At 67.8% G+C, this 12,822-nt stretch carries 10 protein-coding genes; 2 read left to right on the forward strand and 8 right to left on the reverse strand.

What is annotated here, in order from left to right; translation table 11 throughout:
• The first annotated feature begins 123 nt into the window (after nucleotides 1–123).
• Nucleotides 124–2,517, forward strand: coding sequence for a TonB-dependent siderophore receptor (locus ACKTT0_RS05630; RefSeq protein WP_407848817.1), 2,394 nt, complete (start codon nucleotides 124–126; stop codon nucleotides 2,515–2,517).
• A gap of 118 nt (nucleotides 2,518–2,635) precedes the next feature.
• Entirely contained in the window at nucleotides 2,636–3,520 is an 885-nt protein-coding gene (gene serB, locus ACKTT0_RS05635; protein ID WP_407848818.1) for a phosphoserine phosphatase SerB, read from the forward strand.
• Here serB and ACKTT0_RS05640 read toward each other — a convergent pair.
• Genes ACKTT0_RS05640 through ACKTT0_RS05675 form a run of 8 tightly spaced genes read right to left on the reverse strand, consistent with a single transcriptional unit; the run spans nucleotide 3,478 to nucleotide 12,597 of the window.
• On the reverse strand, nucleotides 3,478–4,485 hold the full coding sequence (locus ACKTT0_RS05640; protein ID WP_407848820.1) for a LacI family DNA-binding transcriptional regulator: 1,008 nt from the start codon (nucleotides 4,483–4,485) through the stop codon (nucleotides 3,478–3,480). The genes serB and ACKTT0_RS05640 overlap by 43 nt on opposite strands.
• Entirely contained in the window at nucleotides 4,482–6,668 is a 2,187-nt protein-coding gene (locus ACKTT0_RS05645; RefSeq protein ID WP_407848822.1) for a N,N-dimethylformamidase beta subunit family domain-containing protein, read from the reverse strand. Before ACKTT0_RS05645 ends, ACKTT0_RS05640 begins: the two co-directional genes overlap by 4 nt.
• A gap of 31 nt (nucleotides 6,669–6,699) precedes the next feature.
• Nucleotides 6,700–7,395, reverse strand: coding sequence for an ABC transporter ATP-binding protein (locus ACKTT0_RS05650; protein WP_407848824.1), 696 nt, complete (start codon nucleotides 7,393–7,395; stop codon nucleotides 6,700–6,702).
• A 2-nt stretch (nucleotides 7,396–7,397) separates the two neighbouring features.
• Nucleotides 7,398–8,144, reverse strand: a complete 747-nt coding sequence (locus tag ACKTT0_RS05655; RefSeq protein ID WP_407848826.1) for an ABC transporter ATP-binding protein — start codon at nucleotides 8,142–8,144, stop codon at nucleotides 7,398–7,400.
• A complete protein-coding gene (locus ACKTT0_RS05660) occupies nucleotides 8,141–9,121 on the reverse strand; it encodes a branched-chain amino acid ABC transporter permease (protein WP_407848827.1) in 981 nt (326 codons plus the stop codon). Before ACKTT0_RS05660 ends, ACKTT0_RS05655 begins: the two co-directional genes overlap by 4 nt.
• Complete coding sequence (locus ACKTT0_RS05665) at nucleotides 9,121–9,981, reverse strand: branched-chain amino acid ABC transporter permease (RefSeq protein ID WP_407848829.1); 861 nt, start codon at nucleotides 9,979–9,981, stop codon at nucleotides 9,121–9,123. The genes ACKTT0_RS05660 and ACKTT0_RS05665 overlap by 1 nt, the downstream gene beginning before the upstream one ends.
• Before the next feature lie 24 nt (nucleotides 9,982–10,005).
• Nucleotides 10,006–11,226, reverse strand: coding sequence for an ABC transporter substrate-binding protein (locus ACKTT0_RS05670; protein WP_407848831.1), 1,221 nt, complete (start codon nucleotides 11,224–11,226; stop codon nucleotides 10,006–10,008).
• Nucleotides 11,227–11,271: 45 nt separating this feature from the next.
• The gene (locus ACKTT0_RS05675) at nucleotides 11,272–12,597 is read right to left on the reverse strand and encodes an aminotransferase family protein (protein WP_407848833.1); all 1,326 of its coding nucleotides are present in this window, start codon (nucleotides 12,595–12,597) and stop codon (nucleotides 11,272–11,274) included.
• Between the last annotated feature and the right edge of the window lie 225 nt (nucleotides 12,598–12,822).

A 12,822-nucleotide genomic window follows, 5' to 3' on the forward strand; every position in this document is an offset into this window, starting at 1 on the left:
GTTCCGCTTTTTGCCTTCTCGATTGATTTACAGATAAAGAGGCCGGTACCGGCGGCCCGCGCGAGCGGACCGTGGCGACGCGGGCCGGCCACATCATCAGCCATCGTTCGAGAGGAAACCTTCATGTCCCGCTGTCCAGAGCATGCCCCGCATCCAGCCCGCTACGGGATGCGCCTGGCGGTCTGCACGCTCATCCTGGCCGGCGCCTGCCTGCCGGCGCGCCCGGCCGGCGCGGCCGAGACAACCGCGCCGGATACCGCCGCGGCCGCCGCCGGGCAGCGCCGCTACGACATCCCCGCCGGCCCGCTCAGGACGGTGTTGACGCGCTTTGCCAGCGAAGCGGGCATCTACCTGGCCGGCTCGATCGAACTCGCTGACGGCAAGACCAGCCCGGGCCTGCGCGGCGCCTACACCGTCGCGCAGGGCCTGGCCAGCGTGCTGGCGGGCACCGGCCTGCAGGCGGTGCCCGACGCGGACCGGCGCTATGTGCTGCGGCCCCTGCCCGTAGCGGGCGTGAGCGAACTGCCGATCGTCACGGTCACCGGCCAGGGGGAAAGCGCCACCGGCCCGGTCATCGGTTACATGGCGCAGCGCAGCGCCACGGCGACCAAGACCGATACGTCGATCGTGGAAACACCGCAGTCCATTTCCGTCGTGACCGCCGAGCAGATCCGCGACACGGGCGCGAGTTCGCTGGACCAGGCGCTGAGCTACGCCGCCGGCGTGCGCACCTCGATCTACGGCGCCAGCACGCGCATGGACGCCGCCGAGGCGCGCGGCGTGGAAATCGAAGACATCTTCCTGGACGGCCTGAAGGACCGCGTGAATTTCTGGACCAGCACGCCGCGCGTGGAACCCTACCTGATGGAGCGCATGGAAGTGCTGCGCGGGCCGGCGTCCATGCTGTACGGCCAGGGCGGCACGGGCGGGCTGATCAACAACGTCAGCAAGCAGCCCCAGGCGGAGGCGCAGCGCGAGATCGGCGTGCAGGTGGGCAACCACGACAGGCGCCAGCTGCAGGCCGACCTGACCGGCCCGCTGACCGAAGACGGCACCTGGCTGTACCGCCTGGTGGCGCTCGGCCGCGAAAGCGGCACCCAGATGGACTACGGCCAGGACGACCGCCAGGTGGTGGCTCCCTCATTGACTTGGGCGCCCAGCGCCGCCACCGAACTGACCCTGCGGCTGAAATGGCAGAAAGACCGGGCCAGCGGCGATTCCGGCAGCACCCTGCCCTGGGAAGGCACCATCCTGCCGAATCCGAACGGCCGGATCTCGCGCCACACGTTCGTGGGCGAACCCGGCCTGGACCATTTCGATGCCGACAGCCTGCAGGCCGGCTGGTCGTTCCGGCACGACCTGAACGACCAGTGGACCTTCCGGCAAAGCACTCGCTGGACCGACAACCGGACCGACTACGCCGCCTTCGACGTATACGCGCCGTACCTGGACGCCGAGCAGCGCGTCCTGAGCCGGGCCGGCTATTTCTGGAAACACCGCACGCAAGTCCTGGCGGCCGACCAGAACCTGCAGGGCAAGTTCTCGACCGGAGCCGTCGCGCACCAGCTGCTGGTGGGCGTGGACTTCCTGCGCTACCGGGATTCCGGCTCGGGCGTGGACGACTACACCGGGCTGGCGCCGATCGACGTCTACAACCCGGTCTACCAAGGCAACTACGAGCCGCCGCCGCGCGAGCCGATCGCGACCAACGGGATCAAGCAGCTGGGCGTCTACATACAAGACGAGATGCGCTGGCGCGACTGGATCCTGCTGGCCGGCTGGCGCCACGACGAAGTCAAGACCTGGGAAGACGGCGCCGCGGACCGCAATGACCGCGCCGATTCGCTGCGGTTCGGCCTTATGTACGAGATCGTGCCCGGCCTGCTGCCGTACATCAGCTACGCCGAGTCGTTCTTGCCCCAGGCCAATACCAGCAATGGCCAGCGGCTGCGGCCGCTGCGCGGCAAGCAATGGGAGGCCGGCATCAAGTACGAACCGCCGGCGCAGAACTGGCGCGCGTCCGCCGCCGTATTCGACCTGCGGGAAGTGAACCGCACGGTGGAGATCTCCGAGACGGAAGTCTCGCAGCGCGGCAAGACCAAGAACACCGGCCTGGAGCTGGAATGGATCGGCTCCATCACGCCGCAGCTGGATATCAACGCCAGCTTCACTTATGTGGATGTCGACAGCCAGCTGGCTGGCGTGCCCGAGCGCCAGGCTGCCCTGTGGAGCACTTACCGGTTCGCGCTGGGCAGCCTGGACGGCTTCACGGTCGGGGCGGGGGTGCGCTATGCCAGCGGGTTCGTCGACGATTCCAGCGAAGGCCTGGACGTGCCCCGGACGCCGTCGGCCACCCTGTTCGACGCCATGGTGGCCTGGGAGAACCGCCATTGGCGCGTCGCGCTCAACGCCAGCAACATCGCCGACAAGGAATACTACAGCCGCTGCTCGGAATGGGGTACGTGCGCATACGGCACGGGGCGGCTGGTGACGCTCACCACGTCTTATCGCTGGTAGGCCGCCTGCATCTCGTACGCCCGGCCCCGCGGCATCATGGCGCCAAGCCGGTGCCGCGCGAAGAAGCGCTATGCTTGGGCTCTTTGCAGCATCCGGCAGCGCCGGTAGCGAGAAACCCATGGAAGTCATACTGCAGGCCGACGCCCCGCTGTCGGACAGCTTCGCCCAACGCGCCGCGGCATGCGTCGGCGCGCCGTCCTACACGCGGGTGGACGAGGGCCAGGTGCACCTGCGGTCCGCCTCGGCCGGATGGCGCGACGCCCTGCTGGCGCTGTGCCAGGCGCAACGCGCCGACGTGGCCATGCTGCCGCGGCGGCGCAGCCTGGCCGACTATCGGCTGATCGTGTTCGACATGGACTCCACCCTCATCAATGTCGAATGCATCGACGAACTGGCGGCCTGCGTGGGCCGCGCGGCCGAAGTGGCCGCCCTGACCGACGCGGCCATGCGCGACCCGTCCATTCCGTACGACGACAGCCTGCGCGCGCGCGTGCGCTGCCTGCGCGGGCTGGCGCTGGCGGACGTGCATCGCGCTTATGAACGGCGCGTGGCATTCAACCCCGGCGCACGCGAGCTGGTCGCGCATGCGCGCGGCCTGGGCCTGCGCACCGCGCTGGTGAGCGGCGGGTTCGCCGAATTCGCCGAGCCCGTCCGCCAGGCCCTCGGTATCGACTATATGGTCTGCAACCGCTTGCAGGCAGCCGACGGCCTGCTCACCGGCGAACTGGTGGGCACATTGATCAACGCGCGCGAGAAAGCCAACGCGCTGCGGGCGCTGTGCAACGAACTGAACTGCCCCACCACCGACGCCATTGCGGTGGGCGACGGTTCGAACGATCTCGGGATGATGGCACTGGCGGGCGTGGCGGTGGGTTATCGCGCCAAGCCGGTGGTGCGCCAGCGCGCCCACGTGCTGATCGACCATGGCGGCCTGCAGCGCCTGGCAAGCATGCTGGATGGTCAGGCAGTGGCGGCCCCGGGCCCCGGCACCGAATCCCGGTAGACGAATTCGCCGGGAAACACGCGCATCTCCGGCTCGCTGGCCGAACCCAGCAGCAGCTCCAGCGCGTTCTCGATCATGATCTCCACCGGCTGGCGGATCGTGGTCAGCCGGTACGCCTCGCGCGACGCCACGGGGTGGTCGTCGAACCCCAGCACCAGCACGTCGTCGGGAACGCGCCGTCCCAGCCCGAAACGCAGCGCGTCCATCGCGCCAGCGGCAATCTCGTCATCGGCGCAGAACAGCGCGTCGACGCCGGGGTGCCGCTTCAGCATGGCGAGCGCCGCCTCGCGCCCCCAGTCGTAGGTGTACTCGCGCTCCACCAGGGCGATCGGCGCGGTGCCGCGCTCGGCCAGCGCCTCGACGAAGCCACGCTTGCGGTCGCGGTTGGTCGAGACTTCCGGGATGCCGCCAATGAAGCCGATCTCGCTGGCGCCGTTGGCCAGCAGGACGTCGGCGGCCATGCGCCCGCCCCGCACGTTGTCGCATGACACGGAATGCGCGCCGCCGACGCTGGAATAGCGATTGAACTGCACCACCGGCACGCCACGGCGCGCGCAGAGCTCGGCGCCATGGGAGGACAGCGTGGCTGTGGTAATGATGACGCCGCGCACCCGGTACTGCAGCACCAGCGCCATCATGTCGTCCACGGTATGAGGCGGCGTGGCATTGAACAGCAGCGCCTGCAGGCCGCGCGTATGCAATTCGCGGGTGATCTGCTCGAGCACGACCGGGTACCAGGGGTTGGTGATGTTGGCCATGACGATGGCCACGATGTCGAACCGCCCGCTGCTCAGGCCGCGCGCGAGCGGGTCGGGCCGGTAGTTCACCATCTCCACGGCTTTGATGATGCGCTCCCGGACCTCTTGCGACAAACTGCCATGGCCGGAGATGAAGCGTGATACTGCGGCCTGCGAAACACCCGCGAACCGGGCGACGTCTTTCTGGGTAGGAGGTTTTTTCTTCACGACGAGACAGCGCAACGGGTGTAGCGCCGCACGCAGTTCTGCAAGATGCGGGATACCCCGTTCTCGTATTGGTTATGGAACAGGCTACCCAGGAATGTAATCGATCCCGAGGCAAACAGCCCGCCGCCGCCGGCCGTCGTGCCGCACACCATGTGCGCGCAAATGCCCTCATGGGGGCGGGGCAGCCCGGCAGCCATGGTCCAGGTCAGGATCTCCTCGGGCACGGTCTTGAAGGACGGGCCGTGCCCCTGCGACACGGCGATCACCCGCAGGTTCTCGTCGCTGCCCAGGTCGAAGGCCCGCTGGTCCAGCTCGAAACCCGCCGCGCCGCCGCCCGACAGGCCGTAGTCGCCGATGTGCGCCTCGTCTACCCCGTCCAGCACCCAGGCCACGTCGGGGTGCGCCGCCTCCTCGGTGCGCACATAGTAGCTGCCCTCGAAGTTGCCTTGCACCGCGAAGCCGACGCCGCCCACCACCTGGGGCGCCCGGCCGTTGCGGCGCCACATGCCGCCGTACTCGCCGTCGAGCTGGTTGTAGTATTCGCCGGGCTCGCTGGCCCAGGCGCGGATCCCGCCCTCGGCGCGCCGTATTTCCATGACGTGCGGCAACGCCGCGTGGCGGGCGATTTTCCAGTAGAAGCCATTGGCTCCCATGTACATGAAATTGCCGCCGCCCTCGCGGTAGGCCAGTATGGCGTCCAGCATGCGCCGGGTATGGTACTCGGGATGCGAGCCCGTGATGACCAGGTCATAGCCGCGCAGCGCCTCGACGCCCTGCTCGTCCAGGTCCTCGTCGGTAATGACGTCGAAGGCATGCCCATGGACGCGCAGCCAGTCCGTCAGGTGCGAGTCCGCCACGAAATGACGCAGGCCCGAGCCGCGCGGATCGGCGAACGTCAGATAGCCCGGGCGCATCGTCAGGATGGGCCGCAGGCGCGACGACAGGCTGATGCCCGAGCCGTCCGAATGCCGGTTGTAGGTCGACTTGCCGTACAGCGTGACGCGGTCGGGATTATGGGGATACGCTCCCCAGGCCGCCACGCGCTCGGCCAATGCTCCCTCGAAGTTGCCGCGCGCATGGTTGGCATATGCCAGGTATGTCAGCGTGGAAGCCAGGTACAGGATCTTCCGGCGCGGCGCGGCCCGGCCGGGCTGCACGAAGAACGGGATAGTGTCGGCGCCTTCGGCGCTGCGCACCTCCAGCCCATAGACGGCCGACTCGGCGTCAGCGGGAATGCGCAGCGACACGCTGGTCTGCCACCCGCAGTCAGACAGGTCGTCATCGTGGAAATGGATCGCGGCATATTGTTCGGGCGCGGCCTTCCAGTCCATGACCAGGCCGGTCCAGGCCGAAGAACGCACGGCCCGCACGGGCACGTTGACCAGCGCCAGGCTATGCCCGGGATTGAACCGGTCGGGCACGTGTTGTTCGGTCATGGCGTCGCCGAAATGCCAGTGCGCGGCGACTTCCAAAGGCCCGTCGCCGCGCGCCAGCGCCAGCTCCGGACCTTCGAACAGGCCGTTGCAGCAATGCGCCGGATGGCCGTGCCAGGTCGCCGCCACGCACAAGGTGTCCAGCGCCGCCGCGAGCGGAGCCTCGGGCACCTCGAAGGTGGTGTCCCGGTCCGCCGCGCGCGCGCCGCGGCGGGTATCGGCGAGGTGGACGCGTACCCGGCCGGCGGCCACGTCCCAGGTGGCCGTCACCACGGTATAGCGGCGGCCGGGCAAGCGCGGCCCATCCGGGGCCTCGCCGCCCACGGCCCGGCCATCGGCCAGCACGCCGCACGCCAGCCGGCCGTGCCGCAGGCCCAGCCATATCCCTTGCCGGCCGGCGGCATCCTGCAGGCACCACAGCACTTGCGTCGCGTCGCTGTCCAGGGTGGGCTGCACCGCCAGGCGCACCCGTAGCGCCGTCGCGCCGCGCAAAGATGGCACGCTGCCCCATGCGCAGGAACCGGGGTACACGGGCTGCTCCTTGCCCGGGTACCGGCCTTCCACGCCCATGGCGACCGGCGCCAGCTTCATGCCCGGCCCCGCGGGGTTCGGGTCGCAGCAGTCGATGCGCACCACGCGCGCCTCAAAGGACAAGCCGGCCCGCGAGCTGATCTTGAATTCCAGCGTATCCCCCGGCCGGCCGCTCAGCGGCGTGACATAACCCACGATCGAAGGCACATACTCCATCATGATTCCTCAAATTGGCGACAGGCGGCGGCGCTCAGTGCACGGCCAGGTATTGTTCCAGCCGGGCGGGATCGGCGCGCGCGACGCCGGCGTCGAAACGATCCGCCACGCTGCCGTTCTCGAGGACCACGATGCGGTCCGCCAGCTCGACCGCCATCTGCAGGTTCTGCTCGACCAGGACGATGGTCAGGTCGTCGCCCTTGAGCGCGCCGAGCGCCTCGCTGACGGCCTTGACCATGATCGGCGCAAGACCCTGCGATGGCTCGTCGAGCAGGATCAGGCGCGGCCCCATGGCCAGCCCGCGCGCCATCACCATCATCTGCTGCTGGCCGCCGGAGAGCTCGCTGCCTTTCTTGTCCAGCAATTCCTCGAGCAAGGGGAAAAGCGCCACCAGCCTGTCCAACGGATAAGCGGAGCCTTTGCGCCACCCCAGCATGATGTTCTCGCGCACGGTCAGCAGCGCGAACGGGTCGCGGGTCTCGGGCACCAGGGTCAGGCCCAGGCGCGCAATATGGTGCGGCGGCAGCGCGGCGATGTCCTGCCCGGCGAACAGCACGCGCCCGCGCGCCGGCGGGGTCAGGCCCATGATGGAGCGCAGCGTGGTGGATTTGCCGGCGCCGTTGCGGCCCAGCAGCGCCACCACCTCGCGCTCGCCCACCTCGAAAGAAACGCCATGGACGGCCTGGCTCTGGCCATAGTAGGTGTCGATGTCCTGTACGCTCAATAGCATGCTCATCGCCCGAAGTAAGCCCGGTGCACATCTTCATTGGCGGCGATCTCGGCGGCCGTGCCGCTGGCGATCAGCGCCCCCCTGTTCATCACATGGATGCGATCGGAAATCTCCATCACCACGTTCATCTTGTGCTCGATCATGATGATGGTGTACTGCGCCTTGATGCCCTGGATGAAGCGCTTGACGCGCTCGGTCTCGCGCTGCGACAGGCCGGCGGTGGGCTCGTCCAGCAGCAGGATCTCCGGCCGGGTGGCCAGCGTCACGGCGATCTCCAGCAGGCGCTGGTCGCCATATGAGGTCTGCTTGGCCGGCAGGTCGCGATAACCTGACAGCCCCAGGTCATCGAGGATGCGCGCGGCCTGCTCGCGCAGGTCGCCATAGGCGTGCACGGGTTTCCAGAAGCCGGTCCGGCCCATGCGGGCGGCCCGGTAGACCGCCAGCCAGACGTTCTCGAGAAAGCTCAGGTCCAGGTAGACACTGGAAATCTGGTACGAGCGCCCGACGCCGCGCCGCGCGATCTGGTGCGGCTTGAGATGGCTGATATCCTCGCCCTTGAGCAGGATGCGGCCGCCGGAGATCGGCAGGTCGCGCGTCAGCAGGTTGAACAGCGTGGTCTTGCCCGCGCCGTTGGGGCCCAGGATGCTATGCAGGCGGCCGGCCTCGAAGCCGAGCGACAGGCGGTCGATGACGGTGTTGGCGCCGAACCGCTTGCTGACGCTGTCGGCATGCAGCACGTAGTCGCTCATTTGCCAGCCTCCCCGGCCCGCGCGGCCTTGCCGCCCAGCCGTGCGCAAAGGCGTTCGAACAGTTCCACCACGCCGCCCTTCAGGAACAGCACGACCAGGATCACGAACACCCCGAACAGCAAGGGCCAGCGCGCCCAGATCAGGCTGAAGAAACCTTGCAGCCAGATGAAAATGGCGGCGCCAAAAACCGGCCCCAGCATCGACGAAATGCCGCCGATGACCACCATGAACACGGCATTGCCCGAATTGGCCCAGGACACCGCGTCGATGGGCATGATGCGGTAGAGCATGGCGAACAGCGCTCCCGCCAGGCCGGACAGCCCGCCCGCGACCACGAACGCCAGCAGCTGGGCGCGATAGACCGAGTACCCCAGCGAGGCAGTGCGCCGGGCATTCTGGCGGGCCGCTTCCAGCACCAGCCCGAGCGGACTGTGCGTGAGCCGGTAAAGCAGCAGGAACACCAGCAGGAAACACACGGCGGTCAACACATAGAACGCGTGATGGTCGCCCAGATCGAGGCGGCCCAGGCCTGGCAGCCACAGTGCCGGACGACCGATGCCGCCCAGGCCGTCCTCGCCGCCGGTCACCGCCCGCCAACTGTAGGCCAGGTAGTAGATCATCTGGTTGAAGGCGAACGTGAGCATCATGAAATAGATACCGGTGCGGCGAATGCTCATGGATCCGATTGCCGCTGCCAGCGCCGCGCCGGTCGCCATTGCCAGCGCCAGCCCCGCCAGCAGCGGCGCGTCGGTATGCACGAACAGGAATCCCGCCGCATACCCGCCCGCCCCGAAGAACGCCGCCTGGCCGAACGAATAGAGCCCCGCCCGGCCCACCAGCAGGTTGGTCGCGAGGGCGAAAATACTGAAGATGAGGATCTCGGTGGCGATGTTCACCGGCAGCAGCAGCGGCGCGGCCACCGCGATGGCCACCACGCTCGTCCCCTGCGCGAGCGCCCGTTTTTGCGTGTCGCGCATCAGCGTTCTCCAAACAGGCCTTGCGGCCGGATCATGATGGTGGCGACCATCGCCACGTAGATCAACACCGTGCTGGCTTCCGGCACGAAGACCGATGAAACGCTCTGGATCACGCCGACGATGAGACCGGCGGCGATGGCACCGTAGATGGACCCCAACCCGCCGATCACCAGCACCACGAAGGCGATCGCTAGCATGTCCTGCCCCATCGTGGCGTTGGCGCCCAGCAGCGGCAGCACCAGCCCGCCCGCCAGGCCGGCCAGGGCGGACCCGAGCGCGAACCCGGCCGTCAACAGCCGGCCCACGTCGACACCCAGGCACTGGGCCATCTCGCGCTTGTCGATGCCCGCGCGGATCTGCGAGCCGATGCGCGTGCGCTCGATCAGCAGGTAGACTGCCGCGATCACCAGCCCCGCCATCACCGCGTTGAACACCAGATACCGCGGCAGGTAGGTGAATCCCAGGTCGAACGCGCCCTGCAGGATCGCGGGCGGACTCATGCTCAGGCCCACCGTGCCCCAGGCGATGATGATGAGCTGTTCGAGAATCAGCGCGATGCCGAACAGGAACAACAACTGGTACAGGTACGACGAGGCCATCAGCCGCGCGACCCCCAGCTTCTCGACCAGGGCGCCCAGCAGGCCGGGCGCCACGAAGGCGCAGGCCAGCGCCAGCGCGAACGGCGCGCCGGCCTGGTGCGCCGCATAGCAGACATAGGCCCCCAGTGCGTAGAAGGCGCCGTGCGCGAAGTTCGGGACGTTGAGCAGCCCCTTGATGATGGACAGCCCGAAAGCCGTCAATGCGTATAGCAGCCCGATGGCCAGGCCGTTGATCAACTGCGCCGCGAGTAGAGTCGTCATGAGGCGGTCCGGGATGGGCAGCGCTCAGGCGGCACGCTTGCACTCGTTGAGTTCGGCCGGCTGGGGCTTCTCGCCGGTAGCCACGATGGTGGCCAGGTCGAACTCATCCGCCATGTCCTGCTCGGCCTTGCACTGGATCACGTAGTACGGCCGGACGGTCTGGTGCGTGCGCGCATCGATCGAAGTCGCGCCGAAGATGCTGTCGAAAGCCATCCCCTCCAGCGTCTTGGCCACGGCGTCCACCTCCACGCTATTGGCCCGCTCCATGGCCAGCAGCAGGGTACGGAACGAATCGTAGCCGTAGGCCGACGCATACGACGGCGCCGAGCGGTGGGCCTTCATGTAGCGCGCCACGAACGCCTTGTTCACCGGCGTGTCGATCGTGTGGTAGTAGTTCAGGCCCAGGATCATGCCGGCGCGCATGCTGGCCGACAGTTCCTTCATCTGCTCGACCTCCAGCGTCCACGGCCCCACCAACTGCACCTGCTTGACCCCGAAGCTGTGGAACTGGCGCACCGCCGAGACGGCATCGGCGCCGGAGGTAAGCAGCAGGATGATGTCGGGGCGGGTCGAGAATGCCTTGGTGAAGTATTGCGTGAACTGTCGCTCGCCGGACGGATGGTTGGCGTTGCCGACCAGTTCCAGGCCCAGCTCCTTGGCGGCGACCTCGGTGTAGTGCAGCAACGACTGGCCGAAAACATAGTCGGCGGTAATGGTGTAGATCTTCTTCTTGTCGGGCATGTGCTGCTTGACGTATTCCAGCGTGGCCCGCAGGGCCGTATACGCGTGGCACGACCACTGGAAGGTATACGGGCTGCAACGGGCCCCGGTGAAGTCCTCGGAACCGCCCGCCGCGTACTGCAGCACCTTTTCCTGGCGGGCGACCTCGAGTTCGGCCAGGCCCACCGCGCTGGAAAAATTGCCCCCGAAGTAGCGCAGCTTGTCGGAGGCGACCGCCTCGGTCAGGCGTCGCACGCCCACCGCCGGCTTGCCCTCGTCGTCGCGCGATATCAGGTTGATCTTGTGGCCCAGTATCGTGCCGCCGCGCTCTTCGACCGCCATCTGCGCCCCCTTGAGCACCAGCGGCCCGGTGTACGCGAACGTGCCGGTGTTCTGCGAAATGACGCCCATCGTCAATGTGCCGGCGCCGTCCTGCGCCCACGACAGGCCGGCCAGCGACGAGCCGGCCGCCGCCAATCCCGCCTTGAGCAAGGCGCGACGCGAGAAATCGGGTTGGAAGTCCATATGCGTTCCCCTGGGTTTTCTTCGGTGATGGAGGCAAAGTGCCAGTTACAACGGCAGTTGCATTTCCTGCGCGAACGACCGCAGTCCGGATTCCAGCCGGTCGAGCAGGTCCTGCAATTCGGTTTCGGTGATCGTCAACGGCGGCGCCACCAGCGCCGCATTGTTGTAGGGCGCGATGCCGGCCCCATAGACGATCAACCCGGCATCAAAACAATGGGATACGAACCGGCTGTTGGCTTGCCGGGCGGCGGGCAGCGGCTCGCGCGTGGCCGGGTCCTGGACGAACTCGAAGCCCCACAGCAGGCCGCGGCCGCGCACGTCGGCCATCCAGGGATAGCGCGCCGACAGGGCGCGCAGCCCCGCTTCGAGGCGGCGCCCCTGTGCCGCCACGTTGTCCAGCACCCGGCGCGCCTTCATGTAGCGCACCACCGCCAGGCAGGCCGCCGCGCTGAGCGGGTTGTTGCTGAACGTGTGGCCGAACGGAGCCGCCTTGCTGCCGGCGCGCGAGGCGTCCACCAGCTTGTCGCGGAACAGCACCGCGCCCATCGGGGTGTAGCCGGATGTCATGCCCTTGCCGGTGGCGATCATGTCCGGCACGATGCCATCGTGCTGGCAGCCGAACCACTCGCCCGTGCGCCCCATGCCGGTGATGACCTCATCGGCGATCAGCAGCACGTCGTGGCGGTCGCATATTTCGCGCAATGCGCGCAGGTAGCCCACCTCGGGCGTCAGCGCGCCGCCGGCCGCGCCCACCACCGGCTCGACAATAATGGCGGCCACCCGTTCCGGGCCGTGCTCGCGCAGCACGCGCTCCCATGCGGCGGCGCCGTGCTGCCCGGCATCCTTGCCCTCGAGGGGGAAGCGGTAGGGATACGGCGGCGGCGCTACCGCGAAGGTGTGCAACAGCGTGCCGTAATCGGCGCGGCGCGCCGAGTGCCCGGACATCGACAGCGCGCCCATCGTCATGCCGTGATAGCTGATCTGCCGGCCGAGGATGTCCGTCTTGCCGGGCTGGCCCTGCTCGCGCCAGTACTGCAGGGCGGCCCGCATGGCGAGCTCGGTCGCCTCGGAGCCGCTGTTGACGAAGAAGGCGTGATTGAGGTCGCCCGGCGCCAGTTCGACCAGCTCGGCGGCCAGCGCCTCGGCGGCCTCGCTGGTGAAATGCGACCGGTAGGTATAGCAGATCCGGCTTGCCTGGCTGGCCATGGCCTGCAGGACTTCCGGCACGCCGTGCCCGATCGAAACCGTCATGGCGCCGCCCGAGCCGTCGAGATACTGCCGGCCCGCGTCATCGTAGATGTACACGCCCTGGGCGCGCACCGCCCGGGGCGGTTGCTGGTCCAGGGTCTGCTTCAGTAGGGCGCTAGTCATGAATACGTATTCACATCAAGTTCAAAAAAAGGCGGATGAAATCCACCATGCGATAAGCATGTGCTAGGAACGCTTTACAACAAAATCTGGAACGAGCTGGACAGCATGAATCACCTATGCGTGAATACGTATTCTGTTTGGTTTCCGCCCCCCGCTGGAATTGGGGTTTTCCCCGTCACGCGCTGCTTGGCCCGGCGCGGGGCGTTTTACTGCGCCGCCAGACTC

It is taken from the genome of Bordetella saccharivorans (assembly GCF_045862855.1).
Taxonomy (GTDB): Bacteria; Pseudomonadota; Gammaproteobacteria; order Burkholderiales; family Burkholderiaceae_B; genus Bordetella_A; species Bordetella_A petrii_F.

Bases quoted from the DNA above. Each gene is read 5' to 3' on its own strand.
- ACKTT0_RS05630 (WP_407848817.1), top strand. From the start codon at position 124: ATGTCCCGCTGTCCAGAGCATGCCCCGCATCCAGCCCGCTACGGGATG.
- serB (WP_407848818.1), top strand. From the start codon at position 2,636: ATGGAAGTCATACTGCAGGCCGACGCCCCGCTGTCGGACAGCTTCGCC.
- ACKTT0_RS05645 (WP_407848822.1), bottom strand. From the start codon at position 6,668: ATGATGGAGTATGTGCCTTCGATCGTGGGTTATGTCACGCCGCTGAGC.
- ACKTT0_RS05650 (WP_407848824.1), bottom strand. From the start codon at position 7,395: ATGCTATTGAGCGTACAGGACATCGACACCTACTATGGCCAGAGCCAG.
- ACKTT0_RS05655 (WP_407848826.1), bottom strand. From the start codon at position 8,144: ATGAGCGACTACGTGCTGCATGCCGACAGCGTCAGCAAGCGGTTCGGC.
- ACKTT0_RS05660 (WP_407848827.1), bottom strand. From the start codon at position 9,121: ATGCGCGACACGCAAAAACGGGCGCTCGCGCAGGGGACGAGCGTGGTG.
- ACKTT0_RS05665 (WP_407848829.1), bottom strand. From the start codon at position 9,981: ATGACGACTCTACTCGCGGCGCAGTTGATCAACGGCCTGGCCATCGGG.
- ACKTT0_RS05670 (WP_407848831.1), bottom strand. From the start codon at position 11,226: ATGGACTTCCAACCCGATTTCTCGCGTCGCGCCTTGCTCAAGGCGGGA.
- ACKTT0_RS05675 (WP_407848833.1), bottom strand. From the start codon at position 12,597: ATGACTAGCGCCCTACTGAAGCAGACCCTGGACCAGCAACCGCCCCGG.